Raw genomic sequence first — 19668 nt, forward strand, 5'->3', positions numbered from 1 at the left:
TTCAGCGACTCATTCTGCCAGATTCCGGGGCCGACTGCTAATTCGCCTCCTGAATCGCGACGGGGCTGTTCGGTGGTTGCCAGGCGTGTGAGGATGGTGGCCTCGGCAGAGGAAGGTCGCAGCCCCATGACGATTGAATTTGCACGGTCCGCCCGATCATCGATCGGCATCGAGTGGGAGCTCGCCCTCGTCGATCAGGCGACCGGTGAACTCACGAATGCTGCGGGCGACGTTCTCGGTGACCTGCAGAGGTCTGATGGTCACGAGCATCCGCAGATTGTCTCTGAGCTGCTGCAGAATACCGTGGAGCTCGTGAGCGGTGTACACCCGAGCGCCCCCGGAGCCGTCGCCGAGCTCGCCGGCCTTCTCGCGGAGCTCAGAGGCGTCGCTGCCGCCCGCGGCGTCTCCCCCATCGCAGCCGGTGCACATCCCTTCGGCCAATGGTTCAACCAGCCGGTCACCGACAAGGAGCGCTATCACAAGCTCATCGAGCGCACTCAGTGGTGGGGACGAAACATGCTCATCTGGGGCGTTCACGTGCACGTGGGACTGGATCACGTCGACAAGGCCATGCCCGTCGTCGCAGGGATGCTCCGCTATTTCCCGCACATCCTGGCTCTGTCGGCGTCGAGCCCGTTCTGGGGTGGCGTCGACACAGGATACGCGTCGAATCGCTCGCTGATGTTTCAGCAGCTTCCGACGGCGGGGCTGCCCTACGAGCAGATTCGCACATGGAGCGATTACGAGCGCTACGTTGCGGATGAGCTCGCCACAGGCATCATCGAGGACCAGACCGAGGTGCGCTGGGACGTTCGCCCCTCAGCCAGGTGGGGCACCGTCGAGGTGCGGTTCTGCGACAGCATCTCAACGATGTCGGAGCTCGCTTCCGTCGCGGCGCTTGTGCACTGCCTCGTCGACGACCTTGCCCAACGGCTCGAGGACGGGCTTCCCGTCGAGGAGCTTCAACCGTGGTTCGTGCGCGAGAACAAATGGCGCGCGGCGCGCTACGGCCTCGAGGCGACGATCATCGTCGATCGAAACGGCACGCAGCGCGCCGTCACTGACGACATCACGCGACACGTGGAGCGGCTCGAGCCGGTGGCTGAGCGCCTCGGCTGCACGGCAGAGCTCGCTTCGATCCGTGACATGATCGCGAACGGCGGAAGCAGCGATCGTCAGAGACGTGTCGCTGCATCGACGAACGGCGAGCTGAGCGCCGTCGTGGAGCACCTCTCGCAGGAGATCAGTCTCGGTTAGCGGCCGAGGAACTTCTGCAACGAGGCCAGCTCTTCTTCGCTCGGCGGCTTCTGCCCCGCCGCACCGAGCCCGAAACCATTCCCCTTCGGAGCCGCGGCGGTCTCGCCGATCTGGGCATTCTCAGCGGCGCGCTTTGCCGGATTGCCCGACCGCGAACCGCCCTTCTTCTTGCCCTTCTTCGCCTTTCGCGAACTTCCGCCGTGGGCCCCGGGAACCGGGCCCATGCCCGGCATCTGCGGCATGCCGCCCTTGGAGACGGTCTTCATCATCTTCGCCGCTTGCTCGAAGCGGGTGACGAGCTGGTTGATCTCGGTGACCGTCGTTCCGGAGCCGCGCGCAATTCGAAGCCGGCGGGACCCGTTCAGAAGCTTCGGATTCGTGCGTTCCCCCCGCGTCATCGACTGGATGATCGCCTCGGTGCGAACGATCTCCTTCTCATCGAAGTTCTCGAGCTGATCTTTCATCTGCCCCATGCCGGGCAGCATTCCCATCATCTTCTTGATGGAGCCCATGTTGCGCAGCTGCTGCATCTGCTTGAGGAAGTCGTCGAGCGTGAAGGTGTCGGTCGCGAATTTCTCGGCAACCTGACGCGCTTCTTCCTCATCGAACGCCTGCTGGGCCTGCTCGATAAGAGTGAGGATGTCACCGAGGTCGAGGATGCGGCTCGCCATGCGATCCGGGTGGAACGGCTCGAAATCGCCGAGCGACTCTCCCGTGGAGGCGAACATGATCGGGCGTCCCGTGACCGAGGCGACAGAGAGCGCAGCACCGCCGCGAGCGTCGCCATCGAGCTTCGAGAGCACGACTCCGGTGAAGTCAACGCCCTCCTGGAACGCTTTCGCCGTCGCGACAGCATCCTGGCCGATCATGGCGTCGATGACGAAGAGCACCTCGTCAGGATCGACGGCTTTGCGGATGTTCGCCGCCTGTTTCATGAGTTCAGCGTCGACGCCGAGGCGCCCAGCGGTGTCGATGATGACCGTGTCGTACATCTTGTCGCGAGCGTGCTTGATGGAGTTCTTGGCGACCTTGACGGGGTCGCCGACACCGTTGCCCGGTTCTGGGGCAAAGAGTTCCGCGCCTGCCTGCTCGGCCACGACGCCGAGCTGAGTCACGGCGTTGGGTCGCTGGAGGTCGCACGCGACGAGAAGCGGTGTGTGGCCGTCTTTCGCGAGCCACCGCGCGAGCTTGCCCGCGAGAGTCGTCTTTCCGGCACCCTGCAGACCCGCGAGCATGATCACCGTCGGCGGCGTCTTCGCAAACTCGAGTCGCCGCTGCTCTCCGCCGAGAATGCCCACGAGCTCGTCGTTCACGATTTGCACGACTTGCTGCGCGGGATTCAGCGCCTTATTCACTTCGTCTCCGAGCGCACGTTCGCGAACGCGCGTCGTGAAGTCCTTCACCACGTCGAAGGCGACGTCCGCGTCGATCAGCGCACGCCGGATCTCCCGAACGGTGCCGTCGACGTCCGAAGCCGACAGTGTTCCCTTCTTGCGAAGGTTCTTGAATGTATCGGCGAGCCGATCTGAGAGCGTTCCGAATGTAGCCATTTGGACACCAATTCTACTGGGTTTCACTGAGCGCGCGCGTCACAGGCTGCCCACCGGCACCCCACTATTTTTAGTCTGAGTACATTAACGCTATCGTTGCGCCATGCTGACCACATCGATCGTCGGGCTCGCGCCCGACTACGTCCCCTATCACGAAGCGTGGGAGCTGCAAAGGCGAACGCACCGCGACGTCGCCGACGGCAGCATCCCGGATTCTCTTCTGCTTCTCGAACACGCAGCCGTGTACACCGCGGGCAAGCGCACCGATGCGAACGAGCGTCCAGACGACGGAACTCCCGTGATCGATGTCGATCGCGGCGGGAAGATCACGTGGCACGGTCCCGGACAGCTCGTCGGCTACCCGATCGTGCGACTTGCGGACCCGGTCGACGTCGTGGCCTACGTGCGTTCACTCGAGGCGATGCTCATCACCGTGCTGTCGCCGCTCGGCATCACGGGAGTCCAGGTGCCCGGACGATCCGGAGTCTGGGTGCGCGGCGGCGGCGCTGACGCGAAGATCGCGGCGATTGGAGTCCGGGTCGCCGAGGGCGTGACAATGCACGGCTTCGCCCTCAACTGTGACAACGACCTTGCGGCATTCGAACGCATCGTCCCGTGCGGCATTCGCGATGCCGGGGTGACAAGCATGTCGCAGCAGCTCGGCCGGCGCGTGACACCGGCGGATCTGGTCGACCGTGTGTCGCGTGCGTTCGAGGACGCCTTTTCGGTCGGAGCTGTCGCGTGAGCGGGTGCGGCCCGACGGGCGAGCAGGGGCGTCAGTCGATCGCGCCGAGCGGGCGTCCGCTGCTTCGCCTCGAGGCGCGAAACGCCAAGACCCCGATCGAGCGCAAACCGGACTGGATCAAGACGAGAGCACGAATGGGACCAGAGTTCACCCAGCTCAGCGCGCTCGTCGCTGATGAGAACCTGCATACCGTCTGCCAGGAGGCCGGCTGCCCGAACATCTACGAGTGCTGGGAAGATCGCGAGGCGACCTTCTTGATCGGCGGCTCTCAGTGCACCCGGCGCTGCGATTTCTGCCAGATCGACACGGGCAAACCCGCTGCATACGACACCGACGAGCCGCGGCGCGTTGCAGCTTCCGTTGCACGCATGCAGCTGCGCTACGCGACGGTCACGGGCGTCGCGCGCGACGATCTGCCCGACGAAGGCGCGTGGCTGCACGCAGAAACCGTACGGGCGATCCACCGGGAAAACCCGGGAACAGGAGTCGAAATCCTCGCTACCGATTTCTCGGGCAACCCGCATCACCTTGCCGAGGTCTTCTCCGCGCGTCCCGAGGTGTTCGCGCATAACGTCGAGACCGTACCACGGCTGTTCAAGCGCATTCGTCCGGCGTTCCGGTACGAGAGATCACTGGGGGTGCTGACGCAGGCTCGCGACGCGGGACTGATCACCAAGTCGAACCTCATTCTCGGCATGGGCGAGGAACCTGACGAGGTGATCACCGCACTTCAGGACCTCCGCGTCGCAGGTACCGACATCATCACCCTCACCCAGTACCTTCGGCCGTCGCCACGTCACCTGCCGGTCGTGCGGTGGGTCAAACCGCAGGAATTCATCGAGTTCAAGGATGCTGCAGAGCAGATGGGCTTTCTCGGCGTGCTTGCGGGGCCGCTCGTTCGCTCGTCGTATCGCGCCGGTCGGCTCTGGGCGCAATCGATGGTCGCCTCCGGCCGCCCGATTCCCGCGGCGCTGCGCCACTTGGCCGACGACTCACGACCGTTTGCACAGGCCGTCTGACGCGACGATCAGTCCAGATACTCGGTGGAGACGGTCTCGCCCCGAATGCTCAGGTGCACCAGCAGGGCGAGCTCGCTCTCGTCGGGCGCGAGGGCGAACTCGAGCGACACGAATGCGTCGCCCTCCCCCACCTGGTGCGGATGGAACACGACGCGCAGCAGCTCCAGTGAGCGGAGCACGTCGATGTCGCGATCACCGGATTCGCGGGTGATGAACGACGCGAGCTCCGGTCCGAACTGCTCGTCGATGTCGAGCAGAAATGCGGTGACATCGGATGCTGGTGTGCCAAGTTCGGCGACGAGGGCCTCCCGTGCCCTCATGTCGAGCCCCTCAAGCGTGGCGATCATCGCCTGGGCGACCTCGAGAGCCTCGTCGCTCACCGCCGTGTCCGCGGGCGCGCTGAGAGAGACGTCCACCGTCTGGTCGCCGGCATCGACGGTCTCCGACCAGTACAGCGATCCGGACGCGTCCGATTCAATGACGCCGAAGAAGTCGTGTTCGATACCCATTTACGCTCCCACAAGATTCTGGGCGAAGACGTGAGGGGTGAATCCCGTGATGTCCCCGATCTTCTCGCCTTGGCCGATGAGCTTGATGGGAAGTCCCGTGCGCTCTTGCACAGCCAGCACGAAGCCTCCCTTCGCCGAACCGTCGAGCTTCGTCAGCACGAGCCCGGTGACGCCAGCGTGCTCGATGAATGCCTGCGCTTGCTGCACGCCGTTCTGCCCCGTCGTCGCGTCGAGAACAAGCAGCACTTCGGCGATGGGTGTCTGCTTCTCGACGACCCGCCGGATCTTCGCCAGCTCGTCCATGAGCCCGCCCTTGGTGTGCAGGCGGCCAGCGGTGTCGATGATCACAATCTCGGTTCCGGTTCCGAGCGCGTGCTCGACGGTCTGGTATGCCACAGACGCAGGATCCTGCCCCTGATGCTGAGGCTTGACGATCGCGACTCCAGCCCTCTCCGCCCACGTTCCCAGCTGCTCCACGGCAGCGGCGCGGAACGTGTCTGCGGCTCCGACGACGACGCTGCGACCGGCGTTGCTGATAAACCGGGCGAGTTTGCCGATCGTCGTCGTCTTGCCCACGCCGTTAACCCCGACCATGAGCACGACGGCCGGTCGCTCGCTCAGCTTCAACGTCGGGTCGAAGCGGCTGAGCCGCGCGTCGACGATCTCACGCAGCATCCGCTGGAGATCGCGCGGGTCCGTCGTGTGGTATCGGTCGACATTCGCCCGAAGCTCGTCGATGATCGCCTCGGCGATGTCGGACCCGAAGTCCGCCGTGATCAGCGCGTACTCGAGGTCGTCCCACGTCGTCTCGTCGATCGTGGGCTTCTGGAACATGCCCTTGAGGGCGCCCGACAGTGACCACGGAGTGCGTTGTGCCATGCGTCAAGCGTAGCCGCACGAGGCGGTCATGCGCTTGCCCGTTCACGCTCCTCGGCAAGCCGCTGACCGACAACAGCCGAGACGCCGTCCTGTCGCATCGAGACGCCGTAGAGCGCATCGGCGATCTCCATTGTGCGCTTCTGGTGCGTGATGACGATGAGCTGTGATGCTTCGCGAAGCGACTCGAAGATCGCCAGCAGCCGGCCGAGGTTCGCGTCATCGAGAGCTGCTTCGACCTCGTCCATAATGTAGAACGGGCTCGGCCGTGCCTTGAAGATCGCGATGAGCAGAGCCACGGCCGCGAGCGACCGCTCCCCTCCCGACAACAAAGAGAGTCGCTCGATCTTCTTTCCCGCCGGCCGCACCGCCACATCGATACCTGTGCTGAGCATGTCATCGGGATCGGTGAGAGAGATGCTTCCGGTCCCTCCCGGAAACAGAATCGGAAAGACCTCGCTGAACGCCCGCTTGGTGTCCTCGAACGCGTCGCGGAAGATCGACTGCATCTTCTCGTCGAGCTCGTCGATGATCGTCAGCAGGTCCTTCCGCGTGTTCGTCAGATCGGTGAGCTGCTCTGTGAGGAACTTGTGCCTCTGCTCGAGCGCTGCGAACTCCTCGAGCGCAAGCGGGTTCACACGGCCGAGCTTCTGCAGCTGGCGCTCCGCTTTCTCCAGGCGGCGCTGCTGCTCCGAGCGGTCGTACGGAACAGTCTCGAAATCGGGCTCATGCTCGGCGTCGTTCGCACCGTCATGCGATGCATCAGCGGGTTCACCGTCATCCCTCTCGCCCGCGGCGGACGGCTGCTCCCCGTCTCCATTCTCGTCAGCGTCTTCGCCCGGTTCCGCGGGCTCGGGCAGCTCGGGGGCATCCGCGACATCGACGGGAACCGGAACGTCAGGGCCGTACTCGGCGACCAGAACGTCCTCGACGAGACCGAGCTCGCTCCCGGCTCGCTCGAGAAAACTCGACAGCTGCAGCTTCTTCTCGTAGATCTGCAGTTCGAGTCCGTGCACATCGTCAGTCACCGCTTGCAGCCGTTCACGCAGTGCCGACTCCTCACGGCGCAGGTTCGCCAGTTCTTCGTTCTGGCTCGCGCGCTGCTCTTCGGCGCGCGCGAGGGTGACGGATGCTTCGCGCACCGAGCGGTCGACGGAGGCGAGCACGTCCGGAAGCGCCTCCGACACCCGGTTCGCGGCGTCCAGCTGGCGGCGGCGGATCACGGCCCGCCGAGCCGCTGCCTCGGCAGCCTGTCGCTCGCTCTCGCGGCGTCGCTTGAGTGTGCGCACGTGTTCGTCGTGCGCGGCCACGCGTTCGCGCGCGGTCTCAACGTGGAATCGCGCCTCGACCTCCGCTTCGCGGGCTCGCTCTCGTTCCGCCGCCAGCTCATCGCGGGCAGAAACATCGAGAATCGGCCGCGGGCGACTGCGGGCGCTCTCCAGCGCGGATTTCGTCTTCTCGTGCGCCGCTTCGGCGTCGGCGACGGCCGTCTCGGATGCCGCGAGTGAGGTGGTAAGGCGCTCGCACTCGGCGACTGATGCCTCAACTTGCACCTTCGCCTTGTTCAGGGCCTCGGTCTCGGCGGCAAGCTGCGCGTCAAACTCGCGCAGCGCCTGCAGAGCGAGCTGCGACTGCTCCTTCGCCGCCTTGTGCTCGACCCTCTGCGCGTCGAGGTCGAAGCGCAGGTGCTCGATGGCACTCGTCACCTCGGTGAGGCGTTCTGCTGCAGCATCCCTCTCGGCGAGCAGCTCGATGCGCCCCTGCTTGCCGCCCGAGCCTCCGCGAAGCACGTGCTCGGTGACGACGTCGCCGTCTTCGGTGACGAACGTGACGTGCGCCGCCGCGTCGGGCATCGCCGCGCTCGCGGTACGCGCCGCGGAGACATCCGAGACGATGCCGATGTGATCGAGAAGGCCGAGCACACCGTCGGGGGCCGAGACGACGGATGCTGCAGAGACCACGCCCGTTGTCGGCCACGTGAGCTGGCGCCGCGGCGCGTCGGCGAGAACGACCTCGACCCGCCCCAGATCGTTCTGCTTCGCATGCGCGAGTGCGCTCTCCGCGGCCGCTCTCGTATCGCTGAGAACTGCGTCGGCGAGCGTTCCGAGTCCTGCAGCAACCGCCGCCTCGTAGCCGGGCGTCACCTGCACGCTGTCGGCGACGATACCCGCGACGCCGTCAAGACCCGCCGCAACAAGGTCGGCTGCTCCGTCCCTGATGTCGAGCGCCCGAGACAGCGCACTTGTTTTCGCGGCGAGTGCATCGCGCTCACGCTCGTTGCCGTGCAGCTCATCGCGCAGCCGGTCGATCTCCGCTTCGGCGTCGAAGACGCGTGACTGCGCCAGCTCGTACGCCTCGTCGAGCCCCGACTCGCTCGCCGTGCTCTCGCTCGAGACGTCTTCGAGCTCGCCGAGGCGGTGCTTCGCCTCGTCACGGCGCTGCACTGCAGCATCCAGTGAATTCTGCTGTCTCAGCCGCTCTCCGCGCACGGCGGCGAGCTTTGACTCCGCGGTCTCAACCTGCCCCGACAGCTTGGCGATCTCGAGATCGTGCTGCGAGACGAGATCTGCCTGCGCCTGGATCTCCTGATCAACAGCGTCGAGGCGCTCGCGTGTCTGCGCCGTGTACGCTCGCGCCCCCTCCGCGGCCTGCTCTGCCGTGACGATATCGGCACTCAGCTGCTCACGCTCGCTCTCGGCATCGGCGATCATCTGCTCCGAAACGGTCTGCACAGTCTCGGTCTGCTCAGATTGAGCGTCGAGCAGGGCGATGCGCTGACCCGTGAGCGTGTGCAGGTTGCGCAGTCGCTGCTGCACAGAATCGAGACCGTACGAGATGCGCCGCGCCTCGTCGACGGAGTCGCCGAGCTGCGCCTTCTCAATGTGCGTGATGCGCAGCTGCTTCTGCTCGAGCTGCTCCTGCAGCACGATGCGCTCGGTGTGCCGCTCGCTTTCGCTGCGGCCGAATGCGTCGAGCGTCGTGCGCAGCGTCACGACGTCGTCGGCGAGAATGCGCGCCCGGGCGTCGCGCACGACAGCCGCGATGGTCTGCGCCTCGCGGGCGATCTCCGCTTGCCTGCCGAGTGGCTTGAGCTGACGCCGGATCTCTCCCGCAAGATCACTCAAGCGTGTGAGATTCGTCTCCATCGCATCGAGCTTGCGAACGGTCTTCTCTTTGCGCCTGCGGTGCTTGAGAATTCCCGCAGCCTCTTCGATGAAGCCGCGCCGGTCCTCCGGGCTCGCGTGCAGCACGGTATCGAGGCGCCCTTGCCCGACGATGACGTGCATCTCACGGCCGAGGCCGGAGTCGCTCAGCAACTCCTGCACGTCGAGCAGACGGCATCCTTCACCATTGATCGCGTATTCGCTTCCGCCGTTGCGGAAGAGCGTGCGGCTGATCGTGACTTCTGAATACTCGATCGGGAGGGCGCCGTCTGAGTTGTCGATCGTGAGCGTGACCTCGGCACGACCGAGCGGGCCTCGCGTCGACGTTCCCGCGAAGATGACGTCTTCCATCTTTCCGCCGCGCAGGTTCTTGACGCCCTGTTCGCCCATCACCCAGGCGAGCGCGTCAACGACGTTCGACTTTCCCGATCCGTTGGGGCCGACAACGCACGTCACTCCCGGTTCGAACGCAAACGTGGTCGGCTGAGCGAACGACTTGAAGCCTTTGAGGGTGAGGCTCTTCAAATACAACGCGCTGGCCTTTCGCCGACCGGAACTGTGCGGAACTCTGTGGACTACGGTAACGGATCTGCGGCGTCATACCGGTGAGCCGACGGGCTCGTCGCCCGAGAATGCCGCGCGAGCCGACCAGAACCGTCGTGGCTGCAATCACCGTTTCCACTGGCACCAAGGGCAAAAATGGCACGACCGGGCGGCGAAGGGAATGCGCGTGATCGGAGTGCCGCACCGGCGGCACAACTCGCCCGTGAGCCGTAGGCGTTGAGGCTGTGCGCGAAGTAGACGGCATCGCCGTTGGTAACGTCTATGTCTTGCAGAGCCCGCGTTTGACAGATGCTGCCATTTACATCCGTGATTCCTACCCCCGACGGCACCGGCCCTGAGCTTCCAGAAACAGCATGATCAGTGCGGCCCAAATGCCGTCGCCGTTACCTGTGTCCCGAGGTCAGTGGCCTTTCTCTGAAGCCGAGCAGCGAAAGTGAGCAGAAATTCCATATACCGAACGACATCCTCAGGAGTAGGCTTCCGCTCTGACTTGCCATGCGCAATGTCGTTCCTGCATTGAACTACGTCTCGCAGGCCAAAATCAATGCTCACAACTCGAATCTCGCCATTGCCTGATGTGACGTCAATGTCGCCGTCGCATACGAGGCCTCCGTTACCCATTCGCACAAAGAGGTCGTTGATGATCTCTGACTTTGCGCTCGTCACGAGCCTTGCAAACGTTTTCGCTTTGAGGGTTCCTTTCGGAGGCTTCGCATCGTCATTCCACAATTGCGAAATTGTTCCCAGCTTCCTTAGTAGCGTCGTACGCTGGGTATCGTCACGAGAGGTAACGATGGATTCAAGCTGCGGAAGTGTGTGAGCCATCCGTAGCCCCTCGGGTAGCTGTCGAGAGGTCGCATGACCTACACCGACTGTATCCACGAACTCCTCTGCGATCGCCTTGAGGAACGCTTCGAAGTGGCTCACTAGTAGAACAACAGCAGCGCGACACAGTGCGTTACTCTCGTCAATCGTGCCGCTGCTGGCTTTGGTAGCCAGCCGCTGAAGTACTTCGACTTCTGTCGTGCCGTCCTGGAATGACTCAAGCGCCACTTTGTCGTAGGCCTTCGCTAACGAGTTCTTCGGACAGCTGAGTTGCAATACCAAGTCGCTGGAGCCGGTCGGCTAACGCCGTCACTCTGTAGAGGACACGAGTCCGGTCTGCGGTGGCACGTCCGATGGAAGTTTGGAACTGCTCCTCGCGATTCAAATCCTCGAGAGCGGCCCTTGCAGCGTCTTTCCTCAAACCCAGCGCTTGAAGATCGGAGAAAGCCACGGCGACCATTACGGCATCGAAAAGCGCTTTGTTCACCGGATTCTGCGACCCCGACGATTTGAAGGGCCGGTCCCCGAAGACCTCTTTCACCGTCACGCAGACAGCTTTGAACTGTTCAGCATCTTCAGGAGTAAGCGGCAATTTGCGATGCGTCCGCATCTTCTCGTTTAAAAGTTGCCGGAGCGGTGGCTTATACGTCGCAATACCTTCTACGAGAGCGAAATAACGGAGGAGGAGCTCTTCGTGGCCCATACGGCGATTCGTGAAACTTCCAAGTAGATCCGTGAAGTACTTCTTCTTGGCAAGATCCTTAAGCGAGTCGTTGAACGAGCCACGATATACAGAATTTCGAAGCTCCTGCGCTGTCAGGCTAGCGGCTCCAGTATTTAGGCGCTCGAAGACGTCGAATTTGATGTCCGGGTGGCTGTCGGCGGTGATAACGATGCACCGAATCGTGCGCCCTTCAAGACGTCGCTGATCGCGCGGCTCCAGGTCGTCGAACGTAAGTCCGTTGAGCTCGGACAGCACGGAAGCACCAGTGAGTGCAAACTCATTGTCAAGGAAGTTACGGATCGTTGTTAGTCGCTGAAGCCCATCAATTACCTCATACACTCCGTCCTCGTCTTCCGCGAAGTAGCAGACGGGAATCGGGACGTTCAATAACAACGACTCAATCAGGCGCGAAGCTTTGCCGCTATCCCACACGTACTTGCGCTGGTAGGCGATATTCAGACTGATACGACCGGTTCGAATATCCTCACGGATCGATCGAACTCCGAGATCATACGGCTGCGTTACGAGCTTCCGCTCACTGGGTTCAATTGCGAGAGGCTCCGATTGTTCGTTCTCGCCGCTTTCATCGATGGTCTCACCACTGCGGATGTCATCGGAAGTTGTTGTCATGTCGGATGCCCTTCGGTCGGCGTTCTAACCATAACGGTGCGTCGCAGGCCCTGCCAACGCACACGCCACACGCTCGATGTGATCCGCAGGGCCTGGCACGGCGCACAGCCACTCAAGTACCGGCTCGAGACACACCTCAGCGAGCCGTCTGCGGATCGAGGCTGATCTGCGGATCCCAGATGTGCTGCCCCTGCTACTTGTAGCTGTGGCGGCCCCCCCTGCGACGGTCGACGGGCAGCGGCGCGACTCCAGTCAGGCATCAGCAAAGCCCGCGATTCCACGCACCGCGACGACAGCCCACGTCGCCAGCGCCACGACCCGAAATCGTGCGCCGCTGTCCGGCGCTCAGAGCCGGAGCAGTCGCCCTCACGAGGCTATACCCGCTGTACGTCAACGTCACTCAAAATGGGAAGTCCGTTTCTTCCCCCTATGCACGCACGTACACCTTGTCGAAGCTGCACCCCCGAGACGTCGTCGCGCGGCTAGTCGCGAGCGAACAGGAATTCAGCGTTTTCGCTGGCAGACCGTGCAGAAGTGGCTCGAGCGGTTCATGAACGCCGTACGCACGATGGATGTTCCGCAGCGCGGGCACGGTCGTCCCGCCTGCCCGTACGCGTTGAGGCTGTGTGCGAAGTACCCCGATTCCCCGTTGACGTTCACGTACTGCGCGTCGAAGCTCGTGCCGCCCTCGGCGAGAGCTTTCTGGAGCACCTCTGTGACGGCGTCGAGCAGCGTGCCGATGCGCGCTCGAGACATGCGGGATGCTGTCTGCTCGCCATGCACGCGCGCGGCCCACAGCGCTTCGTCCGCATAGATGTTGCCGATGCCGCTGATGAGCGTCTGGTCGAGCAGCACACGCTTGATCGCCGAGTTTCGACGGCGGATGCGGGTGATCACCGCCGTTCTGTCGAAGTCCGGGTCGAGGGCATCGCGCGCGATGTGCGCGACCTGGGAGGGAATACGCGGTGCGGCGATACTCGCTCCGGCAAACCCCGCGGGCTTGCCGTCTGCCGTTGGCTCGAGCCTATCGATCGACATGCTGCCGAAGATCCGCTGATCGGCGAAGTTCACACGGAGCTCACCGTGCCGCGGGCTTTCGACGGTGAGGGCGATGCGGGTGTGCCGATCATCGACGCCCGGCTCACGCAGCAGCACCTGGCCGCTCATGCCCAGATGGGTGACGAGTGCGTCGGTCGCGCCGAGCGGAAACCACAAGAACTTGCCTCGACGCACAGCGCTCTCGATGCGGCGCCCCGTGAGCACATCGGCGAACTTTCCCGCCGCGCGGTCGTGACGCCTGAGAGACCGCTCGTCTCTGATATCGACGGAGGTGACGAGCGCGCCCGTGACGGCGGGTTCAAGACCGTGCCTGACGACCTCGACCTCAGGAAGCTCGGGCATTGAGCTCGGTCCAGGCAGTTAGCGCTGCCGCCATTTCCGCGTGCTTCTTGCTCGTTCCCGTCCCCGTCGCCGTCACAAGATCGCCGACCGTCACGGTCGCGGTGAAGCGGCGGTCGTGGTCGGGGCCCGTGCTCTCGATGGAGTACTCGGGTGCCGGAGCACCGCGCTCGTTCGCGGCCTCCTGCAGGTGCGTCTTCGGGTCCATCGCAGCGCCGAAGCGCTCGGTGTCCTGCAGCAGCGGGCCGACGAGACGCATCACGGTCTCTGTCGCAGCATCCTGCCCCTTGTCGAGATAGACCGCGCCGAACAGGGCCTCCATGGTATCGGCGAGAATCGACGCCTTCTCGCGCCCCCCTGTGAGCTCCTCGCCGTTTCCGAGCAGAATGTACTGCCCGAGCTCGATCGTCGTCGCAACCTCTGCAAGGGCGACCGTCGAGACCACAGCCGCTCTCATCTTCGCGAGCTCGCCCTCGGGAAGCTCGGGGTTGTCACGATAGAGCGTCGTGGTGATCGCGAGGCCCAGAACGGAGTCTCCGAGAAACTCGAGTCGTTCGTTGTGCGGAACCCCGCCGTGCTCGTACGCGTATGACCTGTGCGTGAGAGCGAGCTCAAGCAGATCCGGGTCAAGCGAAACACCGAGGACCGCCAGAAGCGGTCCTCGGTCGATGTTCTCGCGCTCGCGTCGAGCGGATGCGGCGTGCCGCACCTTAGACGTCGGCGACCTTGCGTCCCTTGTACTCAAGGAACAGCTCGGTTCCGGCTGAGTCGGTGACGACCTTCGCGCGGTGCGGGAGGCTGTAGGTGACCTGACCGTTCTCAACGGTCTTCACCAGCGCCGGCGCGCTCGCCTTCCACTGCGAACGACGGGCGCGAGTGTTGGCGCGCGACTTCTTTCGCTTGGGAACAGCCATGGGTTATCTCTCTTCTCTGTCTGACGCACTCGAGTATTCGGTGCCTGGGCGTGAGGAGAACCGAGCGAGTGCTTCCCATCGGGGGTCAATCACCTCGCGGGGTTCTTTTTCGGGCATATCGGCTAGACGCTCGCCGGTCTCGGGATCGAGGCCGGGGCAATCTGGTCGGCAGACCGGCTGAAACGGCAGCGACAAAACCACTGCGTCTCTGACAAGAGGTTCAAGATCCACGTGGTCATCGTGAACCTCATGCTCAGAAGCTTCGTCACTAGAGTACGCGAAAAGTTCCTGAAACTCGACTTCGACGCTCTGGGCGATATCGGTGAGGCACCGCCCGCACTCCCCTGTCGCTGTCGTGGAGACGTCGCCGGTGACGAGGATCCCCTCGTGAACAGATTCGAGGCGCACGTCTTCGACGATCTCCGCGCCCTGCTTGACGGCAATAAGCCCTTCGCCAAGCTGCTCGGGCGCTTCAACGGTCAGCTTGTGCTCGCGCATGTGCCCTGGGCGGCCGATGAGATCGTGAACGTTGATCTCGAACGGGCTCTTCTTGCTTCCACTCACAAGGCTCGAGTCTACCGGGCGCGGTTGACTGTCGGCTGGACGCGCCGCGCGAACAGCGATGCCGGCCAGAGCACCGCTCGCAGTCGATCTGACATCCCGGCGGCTCTCCTGAGCGCAGCGATGACGAGGCGAGCGTCGGCATCGAATCTAGCCGATGGCGCGCCATGACGAGGTCCGTATCGTGCGCGCTCGACGGCGAAGACGAGACGATCGAGGGAAGCAACCGCTGCAGGATCCGCGGCAATGCGATCACGAATGCGCTCACGCAGCATGCGCGGCGTCTCAGAGACCGGATGCTGCCACCCGAGGTCGGTCGCGGTGTCGCTGATCTCCGCCCACACCGCCGAAACCCGGTCGGGTCGCGCTCTCGCTGCGCGCAGGCGAAGTCCGCGGCGGAGCTGCCGCGCACCGGCCGGAACCGCAAGCAGCACGACGAGTGCGAGAAACACGAGAGCGGCAGATGCGCTGTCGGACCGAGTGCTTGTGCGTGATTCCGGTGAGGCCGCCTCGGCTTCTGGCGTCGCCGTCTCTGTTGGCACCGACGAGCGTTCGATCGTGCGCGGGTCCATGTCGTTCGGACCCGCAGCTTCGGCCGTCGATGTGACCTCGGGGGCGTAGCTCGGCGTTCCGCCTCGACCCGGCGTCGGCTCGAACGCCACCCAGCCTGCGCCCTCGAAATAGAGTTCCGGCCATGCGTGGAGGTCCTCCGTGCGCACGACGCGAACGTCGTCGCCCTCGGCTGAGCCGGGCAGAAATCCGACAACGATGCGCGACGGGATGTCGATCATGCGGGCCATGGTCGCCATCGTCGCGGCAAAGTGCACGCAATAGCCCGCCTTGCGCTCGAGGAACGTCGCGATGACATCGAGGCTGTCGCCGTCATAGCCCTGGGAAACCGGAGCCGAGAGCGAGTACATGAAGCCCCCATCGCGCAGATAGTTCTGAATCGCATAGGCGCTCTCGTACGGGTTGTCGATGTCGCCGACGATGGAGTCGAGTGTCTCGGTGATGATGCCGGGAATCTCGTTCGGGAGTTCACGTTCGGCCGAAAAGATTCCGCGGTCGGGAAGGTCGGCCGCGCGAAGCTGCTCAGCGGTCGGGAGCGTCGGAATCGACGAGACGGTGTAATCGAGGCCGGTCGTGCTGGCGGTGCGACTGCGCATCGTCTCGTCAAAGGGGTCCCATAGCCACGTGCCTTCGGCCCCGCGCACCTCGACCGCTCCGTCGGGGATGGGAAGCAGGCGGTCTCGGAGGCCCTCGATCGATACGGCGGTTCTGGCGAGCGGGCCCGTCGGGACATCTGCCCGGTCGTCGCGCTCAAGGCCAGCACCGGACTCGACGGTGACGAGGCCCGAGCGCTCGCGCGTCGACCCCCAGGTGTCCCCGTCGAAGGATTCGAGCGTCATCATCCGAAATCGCGGCGGATCCTCGCTTGTCGAGCGATATCGAAATTGCACCGAGTTGCCGTCGCGCTGCAGGTCCTCGCCCAGGTGCAGGAGCGGCGATACGCGAGTCGCGAGCGATCCCTGCTTCGCGACAGAGAACGGGTTTGCGCCGGAGAACCCGGGAGCAGCCGCGGCGCCGACGCTCGCGACCGATGCCGCGACGACGCCGACAGCCAGCATCCGCATCAGTCCTCCGCGCTGCCGTTCGCGTTCTCGATCAGCCCACAGCACCGCCAGATACGCCAGCGCCGTCAATGCGAAGGCGACGAGCGGGACCTCTTCCATCAAGACAGCGGGCGGCACGACGATCGCGAGCGCGACAAGACCCGCGGGAGCCGCTGCACCGGCCGCCGCGGCCATGAGGTCGACGGACACCGACGCCATGAGACTCGCGAAGATCAGCAGGAACGTAATTCCCTCATCGGCCTGAGCAGGAATCGACTGCTGATAGATGGACTGACCCGCCGACTGCGAGAGCTCGACGAAATGGCTGATGGTCGTGGGAGTGGGAATCAGGCCCGCGAGAGCGGTTCCGCCGCCGCACAAGGCGGTGAGTGACAGCGCGCCGACCCCGGTTCCCGTGAGACTGCCGAGAAGGCGAGAGCCGCCTGCTGCACGAGTCGCCGCTGCAGCAGCGTTGACGACGAGTGCGACGACGGCGCACCCGAGCCACCAGCTCGCACCCTCGAGCACGGGGAGAAAGGCTGTGAACGACGCGGTGATCAGCGCCGCAAGCGCAACGCTCAGCGACACCAGGCGGCGTCCTTCCGCCCGCTTGCGGCGGTTCGTTGGAGCACGGTCATCGAACATGCGCGACACTCCGGTGCAGTCGTTCCCAACTCGCGGAAACGTCGACGCGGTCTGCGAGGCCTGTCGCTATCCACGGTGCGGGAACAGCATCCTGATCCAGACCCGAGCCGGTCGCGACGAACGCGATGGCAGGCGCCGCACGTACAGCGATCGCGTTGAGAGCAGCGAGCCGATCGGCATCGGTGGTCAGAACGAAAATCGGGATGCTGTCGGAGAACCTCTGCTCGATGCGCAGCGCCACCTCGCGCTCAGCGTCCAGCGCGCCTCCGGGCCAGACGGCGAGCGCGGTGAGAACGTCGCGAATGTCGCTCGGCTGCGCGGTCACCCACGACGAATCCGATTCGGCGAAGGTAACGCGGTATCCCATGCCTGCTACGTGCACGGCAAGCGAGGCCGCCATATCGACGAGCGCGTCGATGCGCTTTTGCCCCGGGGCGACGTCGAGCAAGAGCAGAGCCTCGGGGTCGGCCTGCGGTTCTTCCTGGCGAACCATGAGCTGACCGTGCCTGGCGGTCGCGCGCCAGTGCACGCGTCGCAGCGGGTCGCCTGGGCGGTAATCGCGCGCGATGAGCTCGTCTGCTCGCGGCGCTGTCGGTCGCGTTCTGTCGCGTCGTCGTCCCTCTCCCGCCGAGGCGAGAAGATCGCTCGGAGCAAGCGGGCTCACTCTCGGAAGCACCAGCATGCGCGACGTCTCGCCGACGGGGCGCGACGACTCGCACGCCCCGAGCGGGTCGGAGACGGTGACCTGGAAGGGCCCGACGTCGTACCACCCGCGAACGGACGGAACGACGGCATATCGAATGGCGGTGCGCCCTCCCCTGGCTAGCCGTTGCGGGGGCATGACTCCGTGGGGCGTAGAGCCGAACGATCGCGGAACCGCGTCGGTCCATCCCGTCACGGCGCTGCTCGAGCCGGCTGCCTGGATCTCGCACACGATATCAACGCGGTCTCCGCAATGAGCATCGGAGGGCACACGCCTGCCAACATGCAACGGCACTCGCTGCCGCGAGGCCACGAGTGCGCACAAGACGACGACGATGGCGAGAAACGAGGCGATGAACAGGCCCTCGCGACGGGTGAGCAGAACTGCGAGAACGAGAATGACCGCCGACGCCCAGGCAAGCGCCCATCCTCGACGAGTGAGGCGAAGCGTGCGCGCCGACATGATTGACCTACCGGAGGTCGGGGACCGGTGTCGACGCGACGATTTCCGCGACGATCTCGCGGAGAGCCGAGGCCGTGTCTGAGCTTCGCTCGCCGAGCCGTGGCACGGGAACCAGTCTGTGAGCGAAAACCGAGTCGGCAAGTGCCGCGATGTGGTCGGGAAGCACGAACTCGTGGCCCTCAACGGCAGCACGTGCACGGGCCGCTGTCAGCAACTGCAGCGTCGCTCGCGGACTCGCGCCGAGCCTGAGTTCGGGGTGATCACGCGTGGCTGTCGCAAGCGCCACGGCGTATGCCTTGACCGACGGAGACGCGAAGACTCGGTGACTCGCGTCGATCATCGAGACGAGCTCGGCGAGCGTGACGACGGGCTCGATCGCGCTGAGCGGATCCCACTCATCTCGGCTCGTGAGCATGGCCATTTCGGCTTGCGCGTCGGGATAGCCGATCGAGAGTCGAGCGGTGAACCGGTCTCGCTGAGCCTCGGGAAGAGGATACGTACCCTCCATCTCCACGGGATTCTGCGTGGCGAACACCGTGAACGGGCGCGCAAGCTCGTAGGTGGTGCCGTCTGCGGTCACCTGCCGCTCGGCCATGCACTCGAGAAGCGCAGACTGGGTTTTCGGCGATGCCCTGTTGATCTCATCGCCGATCACGATGTGAGCGAAGACCGGGCCGGGCTTGAACTCGAATCGGCTTTCGCGCTGATCGAAGACCGCGACACCGGTCACGTCGCTGGGAAGCAGATCGGGAGTGAACTGAATGCGGCTCACGGTGCCATCGACGCTCGCGGCGAGCGCGCGAGCCAGCATCGTCTTGCCGACGCCAGGCACGTCTTCGATGAGAAGGTGCCCTTCGGCCAAAAGCACCGTCAGCGCGGTGCGAATAGCCTCGCGCTTGCCGTCGATGACCGTCTCGATGCGGTTGATGATCTGCGACGACAGCTCGCTGACTTCGGCGACCGACAGGCCTCCACCACCGTGCAGGGGCTCGCCTACGCGTTCCCGCTCAGCTGCCGCCGCGTCTGTCATGACGACCTCAGGTACGCGGCAACGGCGTTGGGAACGTAGGGTGCGACGTCTCCGCCGAGCGCAGCGACTTGCCTGACGAGCGAACTCGACACGTGCGCGTGTGCCGGGTTGGGGAGCATGAAGACCGTCTCGACGCCGGCGAGGTCTCGATTCACGATCGCCATCGGGGTCTCGTAGGCAACGTCGATCTGCGAGCGTATTCCCTTGATGAGCACTGACGCTCCGACATCGGTGCAGTAATCGACGAGAAGGCCGACGCTCCATGACGACACGACGATGTTGCCGGGAAAGCCCGCGTCTTTCACCGCCTCTTCGAGAAGCGATACACGCTGGGCGATCGGCAGAAGTGCCGCCTTGTCGGGGTTGTGAACGACGACGACGTGCAATTCGTCATAGAGCGGTGCGGCCCGCTCAATCACGTCGAGATGCCCGAGGGTGACGGGGTCGAATGATCCGGGAACGACGGCGATCCTGCTCAT

Annotated in this window: 18 protein-coding genes; 3 read left to right on the forward strand and 15 right to left on the reverse strand. The window is 64.3% G+C overall.

Annotated features, from left to right (window positions below; all coding sequences use genetic code 11):
- Window positions 1–126 precede the first annotated feature (126 nt).
- Window positions 127–1257 (forward strand): glutamate--cysteine ligase, encoded by a 1131-nt coding sequence (locus ATJ78_RS12390; RefSeq protein WP_098408449.1) that lies wholly within the window; start codon window positions 127–129, stop codon window positions 1255–1257.
- Here the strand turns inward: ATJ78_RS12390 and ffh are convergent.
- On the reverse strand, window positions 1254–2807 hold the full coding sequence (gene ffh / locus ATJ78_RS12395) for a signal recognition particle protein (protein ID WP_098408452.1): 1554 nt from the start codon (window positions 2805–2807) through the stop codon (window positions 1254–1256). The genes ATJ78_RS12390 and ffh overlap by 4 nt on opposite strands.
- 103 nt (window positions 2808–2910) lie before the next feature.
- Between ffh and lipB the strand changes: the two genes are divergently transcribed.
- Both lipB and lipA read left to right on the forward strand, forming a co-directional pair.
- Window positions 2911–3552 (forward strand): lipoyl(octanoyl) transferase LipB, encoded by a 642-nt coding sequence (lipB, locus tag ATJ78_RS12400; RefSeq protein ID WP_098408455.1) that lies wholly within the window; start codon window positions 2911–2913, stop codon window positions 3550–3552.
- Entirely contained in the window at window positions 3549–4571 is a 1023-nt protein-coding gene (lipA, locus tag ATJ78_RS12405; protein ID WP_098408458.1) for a lipoyl synthase, read from the forward strand. The genes lipB and lipA overlap by 4 nt, the downstream gene beginning before the upstream one ends.
- Window positions 4572–4579: 8 nt before the next feature.
- Here the strand turns inward: lipA and ATJ78_RS12410 are convergent, their stop codons facing one another.
- The 14 genes from ATJ78_RS12410 to coaD all read right to left on the reverse strand — a co-directional run bounded on the left by ATJ78_RS12410 (window position 4580) and on the right by coaD (window position 19668).
- Window positions 4580–5080, reverse strand: coding sequence for a DUF2004 domain-containing protein (locus ATJ78_RS12410; protein WP_098408460.1), 501 nt, complete (start codon window positions 5078–5080; stop codon window positions 4580–4582).
- Complete coding sequence (ftsY, locus tag ATJ78_RS12415; protein ID WP_098408463.1) at window positions 5081–5959, reverse strand: signal recognition particle-docking protein FtsY; 879 nt, start codon at window positions 5957–5959, stop codon at window positions 5081–5083. It lies immediately after the preceding gene.
- Between the two features lie 26 nt (window positions 5960–5985).
- Window positions 5986–9651, reverse strand: a complete 3666-nt coding sequence (locus tag ATJ78_RS12420; RefSeq protein WP_098408465.1) for a chromosome segregation SMC family protein — start codon at window positions 9649–9651, stop codon at window positions 5986–5988.
- A gap of 138 nt (window positions 9652–9789) precedes the next feature.
- Window positions 9790–9879 carry a zinc finger domain-containing protein gene (locus ATJ78_RS16305; RefSeq protein WP_434061497.1) on the reverse strand — a complete coding sequence of 30 codons (90 nt, stop codon included), beginning with the start codon at window positions 9877–9879 and terminating at the stop codon, window positions 9790–9792.
- Between the two features lie 162 nt (window positions 9880–10041).
- A complete protein-coding gene (locus tag ATJ78_RS12430; RefSeq protein WP_098408468.1) occupies window positions 10042–10737 on the reverse strand; it encodes an MAE_28990/MAE_18760 family HEPN-like nuclease in 696 nt (231 codons plus the stop codon).
- Complete coding sequence (locus ATJ78_RS12435; RefSeq protein WP_098408470.1) at window positions 10727–11863, reverse strand: DUF262 domain-containing protein; 1137 nt, start codon at window positions 11861–11863, stop codon at window positions 10727–10729. The genes ATJ78_RS12430 and ATJ78_RS12435 overlap by 11 nt, the downstream gene beginning before the upstream one ends.
- Window positions 11864–12367: 504 nt before the next feature.
- Window positions 12368–13264 carry a bifunctional DNA-formamidopyrimidine glycosylase/DNA-(apurinic or apyrimidinic site) lyase gene (mutM, locus tag ATJ78_RS12440; RefSeq protein ID WP_098408473.1) on the reverse strand — a complete coding sequence of 299 codons (897 nt, stop codon included), beginning with the start codon at window positions 13262–13264 and terminating at the stop codon, window positions 12368–12370.
- Window positions 13248–13970, reverse strand: coding sequence for a ribonuclease III (rnc, locus tag ATJ78_RS12445; RefSeq protein ID WP_098408476.1), 723 nt, complete (start codon window positions 13968–13970; stop codon window positions 13248–13250). Before rnc ends, mutM begins: the two co-directional genes overlap by 17 nt.
- A gap of 1 nt (window position 13971) precedes the next feature.
- The gene (gene rpmF / locus ATJ78_RS12450) at window positions 13972–14175 is read right to left on the reverse strand and encodes a 50S ribosomal protein L32 (RefSeq protein ID WP_098408479.1); all 204 of its coding nucleotides are present in this window, start codon (window positions 14173–14175) and stop codon (window positions 13972–13974) included.
- Window positions 14176–14178: 3 nt separating this feature from the next.
- Entirely contained in the window at window positions 14179–14673 is a 495-nt protein-coding gene (locus ATJ78_RS12455) for a YceD family protein (protein WP_098409367.1), read from the reverse strand.
- Between the two features lie 77 nt (window positions 14674–14750).
- The gene (locus ATJ78_RS12460) at window positions 14751–16994 is read right to left on the reverse strand and encodes a transglutaminase TgpA family protein (RefSeq protein WP_143741418.1); all 2244 of its coding nucleotides are present in this window, start codon (window positions 16992–16994) and stop codon (window positions 14751–14753) included.
- Window positions 16984–18159, reverse strand: coding sequence for a DUF58 domain-containing protein (locus ATJ78_RS12465; protein WP_098408484.1), 1176 nt, complete (start codon window positions 18157–18159; stop codon window positions 16984–16986). The genes ATJ78_RS12460 and ATJ78_RS12465 overlap by 11 nt, the downstream gene beginning before the upstream one ends.
- 7 nt (window positions 18160–18166) lie before the next feature.
- Window positions 18167–19189, reverse strand: a complete 1023-nt coding sequence (locus ATJ78_RS12470) for an AAA family ATPase (protein ID WP_098408486.1) — start codon at window positions 19187–19189, stop codon at window positions 18167–18169.
- Window positions 19186–19668 carry a pantetheine-phosphate adenylyltransferase gene (gene coaD, locus ATJ78_RS12475; protein WP_098408489.1) on the reverse strand — a complete coding sequence of 161 codons (483 nt, stop codon included), beginning with the start codon at window positions 19666–19668 and terminating at the stop codon, window positions 19186–19188. Before coaD ends, ATJ78_RS12470 begins: the two co-directional genes overlap by 4 nt.

The sequence above is a fragment of the Paramicrobacterium agarici genome, from assembly GCF_002563955.1.
In the GTDB taxonomy this organism is placed as follows: Bacteria; Actinomycetota; Actinomycetes; order Actinomycetales; family Microbacteriaceae; genus Paramicrobacterium; species Paramicrobacterium agarici.